Source organism: Vibrio variabilis, from assembly GCF_003263785.1.
In the GTDB taxonomy this organism is placed as follows: Bacteria; Pseudomonadota; Gammaproteobacteria; order Enterobacterales; family Vibrionaceae; genus Vibrio; species Vibrio variabilis.
Window position 1 is genome coordinate 1 of the sequence record NZ_JYJK01000011.1, and the last position, 3,606, is coordinate 3,606.

The window sequence follows — 3,606 nt, forward strand, 5'->3', positions numbered from 1 at the left end:
GTCGTTTTGACCGTAACCGTGGTGGCGATCATCGTGGAAGCACCGTGGTGAGCGTTCATTCTCACGCGGCAACCGTCGTGACGAAGCTTAATTAAAGTTGAGTATTCAAAAATAGTTGAAAGCCGAGCGTAAGCTCGGCTTTTTTGTATGATGAATATGCAACATGTCTGCGAGGCTCTATAATCAAGGGGTGCAATCGATTAAATTCAACTCATGAATTAAATCCTAGTTTGATCATTATCAATAAAAATCATTTTGATACATTCAAAACCTTAAAAGAAAGTTGAATGATTCAAAAAATATTGAATAATACAAATCAATGTTAGGAAGTCGTCTTCCATCCATGCTCAATAACAGGATAACCCCCAATGTCGAATTCGTTTGTTCTTGTCATCAACTCTGGTAGCTCATCGCTGAAGTTTGCAGTGATTGATTCTCAAACTGGTGAAGCTGTACTGTCTGGTCTCGGTGAGTGTTTCGGTCTTCCAGAGTCTCGTATGAGCTGGAAATTCAACGGTGAAAAAACTGAAATCGCAATCGAAGGCGATGACAGCCACCACAAAATCGCCATCGGTAAACTCGTTGGCCTTACAGATGAGCTAGGTCTGCAAGAGAGCATTGTTGCGGTAGGTCACCGTATTGTTCACGGTGGTGAGAAGTTCACACAAACTGTACGCATTAACGAAGAAGTGACGGCTGAAATTGAAAAACTGGCTGATCTTGCGCCGCTTCATAACCCAGCTGGTGCTATCGGCATTCGCGCTGCGATGGAGGCTTTCCCATCACTACCGCAGTTCGCTGTATTCGACACCGCATTCCACCAGTCTATGCCAAAGCGTGCCTACACGGGCGCTATCGCAAATGAGCTATATACCGACTACGGTATCCGCCGCTACGGCTTCCACGGTACCAGCCACTACTTCGTGAGTCGTGAAGCAGCGAAGATGATTAACAAGCCTGTAGAAGAGGCAAGCTTCATCTCTGTACACCTTGGTAACGGCGCATCAGTTTGTGCAATTAACAACGGTGAGTCTGTAGATACGTCGATGGCTTTACGCCGCTATCTGGTCTTATGATGGGTACGCGTTGTGGTGACCTTGACCCAGGTATCATCGAGTACCTTCTTAAGAAGGGTTGGTCACAAGACAAGGTCTTCAATGCACTTAACAAGGAGTCTGGCTTCCTAGGCGTGTCTGGTCTAACGAGCGATGCTCGTGGCATTCTAGAGGCAATGGAGCAGGGTCACGAAGGTGCAGCGCTAGCATTCCAAGTATTTACTTACCGCGTATCTAAGTACATTGCATCTTACCTAGCAGCGCTAGATTCATTTGACGGCATCATTTTTACTGGTGGTATCGGTGAAAACTCTATGCCAATTCGCCGCGAGATCTTAAACAACCTGAAACTTCTTGGCTTTAAAGAAGACGTGAAAGGCAACGAAGATGCTCGCTTTGGTAACGCAGGCGTTATCGCGAAATCTGAAATGCTAAATGCTGTAGCGATGGTTATTCCGACCAATGAAGAGTTTGTGATTGCTCAGCAATCGGTAGAGCTATTGTAATCATTCGATACCCCAATATCTTATGACTCCATAACCCGAAGTATCTAACTTCGGGTTTTTTTGTGCTGCATGATAGAAAAATCGTTTATGGTTTAGAGGTTAAGTTAAGAGATTGGAATGATATGTTTGGGTTGAATACGACGAATCGAAGCGTACTGTTTTGGGCAGCTGCTCTTGTACCACTCGTTTTAGTTACTGTGACGCTTTTAGTGCTCGCGTTGCTAAGTGTGAAAGAGACTATTCGCCAGTTGGGGGATGGGTATGCGAATGCTTATAGCAGGATTGTATATAGTGTTTCGATGGAAAATAAAGCCGCTCAAGTCGCACCTACCAATTGCCATTATCTTCAACAAGTTTTGCGATATGAGCGTGAAATTCTTGAAATGCAGATTGTTTTGGATGGAAAACTCGTCTGTTCATCGCTAGGTAATGTGATCAATCGTCCAATCGTTGACTTGGGTAAGTTAACGGATGAACCACAGTCGATGGAACTCGTTCCGATGCCAAGATCGCAAGCCACGTCAATTGCAGTGATCAATAGAAGGGTTCTCAATGATCAAGTTTATCATGCGGTGTCTTTGCTCGCGCTAGACTATATGCGAGCTAGTTTAGGCTATCGAACTGAGCCAAGGCTCAAGTCTGCGGCACTTTTTATTGGCGACCAGTCCACACCAAGTGACTCAGTCAGAAACGATGGTTTTTTTGCGTATACGGCGAGAACGGATATTCCGGGTCAAGAAATTCAACTCATTGCCAGTAATGAGTTAATTAAAGAGAAGGGTTGGTTCTATTTCTTGGCAGCGATACCAAGCACCTTAACCGCTTACATGGCTCTTTTTTATATTCGTCGTCTCCTTTCACAAAGTTCGGGTATTTATAGCGACGTTGAGAATGCGGTCAAACACAAGCAGTTCGTATTACATTATCAACCTGAGTTCAATGTAGTGAGTGGCAAAGTGAGTGGCGTTGAAGCACTGGTTCGTTGGAACCATCCAGAGCGTGGCCTTGTTTACCCAGATGTCTTTATTCCTATTTTAGATGAGTGTGGATTAATCAATTCATTGACTGACATCGTCATCGATAAAGCGATGAGCGACTTTTCAGAAGTATCTCTGTCGAGGCCATTTCACCTTGGTATCAACTTTCCGCCTGATTACTTTTTAGTTAAAGAAAGATGCGAGAAACTGATAGCTCACGCCGAGCAGTTTAAGGCCAATGGGATCACTCTGGGAGTTGAAATAACCGAGCGTCAGTTGCTTAGCCGTCAAGCCAAGAGTGCAATCAGTCACTTAAGATCTAATGGGATAGAGATCTTGATTGACGACTTTGGTACAGGACAAACTTCTTTGTCAATGCTCGAATCAACGCCAATAGATTGCTTGAAAATCGACAAGTGCTTTGTTGACTCAATTGGGCATGACAGTGTGAACGTTCCTGTGCTTGACGCGATTATTTCGATGGCTCAGTCTCTAAACCTTAGCTTGATTGCAGAAGGGGTAGAGCAGTTGGAGCAAGCAAATTATCTCAAGGCAAAAGGGGTAGTCGTTCAACAAGGCTATTTTTATGGTAAACCAATGGAAATTACTGCGTTAAAACTTAGCGAGTAAATAGAGTTTGCTGAACCACGCCTTGTGCTGCCCTTAGTCCCATTTGATACCCAGCTTCAAGTTTCTCTTTATCCGTTGTGAGCCTTCCTACAGCGAAGCTATCATCAGGCGTAATCACATTAATTGTGCAGTCTTTTGGGGGTGATTAATAAAAGCTATCGTTTGGTTGTATTGCTCGGCACGATTAATCATAGCCTCCGCGAGTTGGGGGTGTTTTTCATCAGACGGCGCAGTATCCATGGTGCCTTTGGGGGACGCTTCATATAGCCTTGCTTTTGAGACAAGATCACTGTGATGACTCTTGCCCCTTTTTTGTAGGCCTCAACAACTGGGATAGAGTCAGCCACTCCGCCATCAATCATTTTTCGGCCTTCGAAACTGATTGGGGTTCGGTAAGCCACCGGCAGTGAACAAGATGCTTTGAGTATGCTTTCCAAA

3 protein-coding genes and 1 pseudogene are annotated in these 3,606 nt (G+C 44.6%); 2 read left to right on the forward strand and 2 right to left on the reverse strand.

Annotation, left to right across the window (positions count from 1 at the left end; all coding sequences use genetic code 11):
* Positions 1-368: 368 nt before the first annotated feature.
* Positions 369-1,561: pseudogene (locus TZ48_RS02435) on the forward strand (acetate/propionate family kinase).
* A 299-nt stretch (positions 1,562-1,860) separates the two neighbouring features.
* Positions 1,861-3,168, forward strand: coding sequence for an EAL domain-containing protein (locus TZ48_RS02440; protein ID WP_162674466.1), 1,308 nt, complete (start codon positions 1,861-1,863; stop codon positions 3,166-3,168).
* Here TZ48_RS02440 and TZ48_RS25695 read toward each other — a convergent pair.
* On the reverse strand, positions 3,158-3,286 hold the full coding sequence (locus TZ48_RS25695; protein WP_275426398.1) for a DUF6363 domain-containing protein: 129 nt from the start codon (positions 3,284-3,286) through the stop codon (positions 3,158-3,160). The genes TZ48_RS02440 and TZ48_RS25695 overlap by 11 nt on opposite strands.
* 70 nt (positions 3,287-3,356) lie before the next feature.
* On the reverse strand, positions 3,357-3,606 hold a 250-nt coding region (locus TZ48_RS24655; protein ID WP_338062241.1), incomplete at its 5' end, for a patatin-like phospholipase family protein.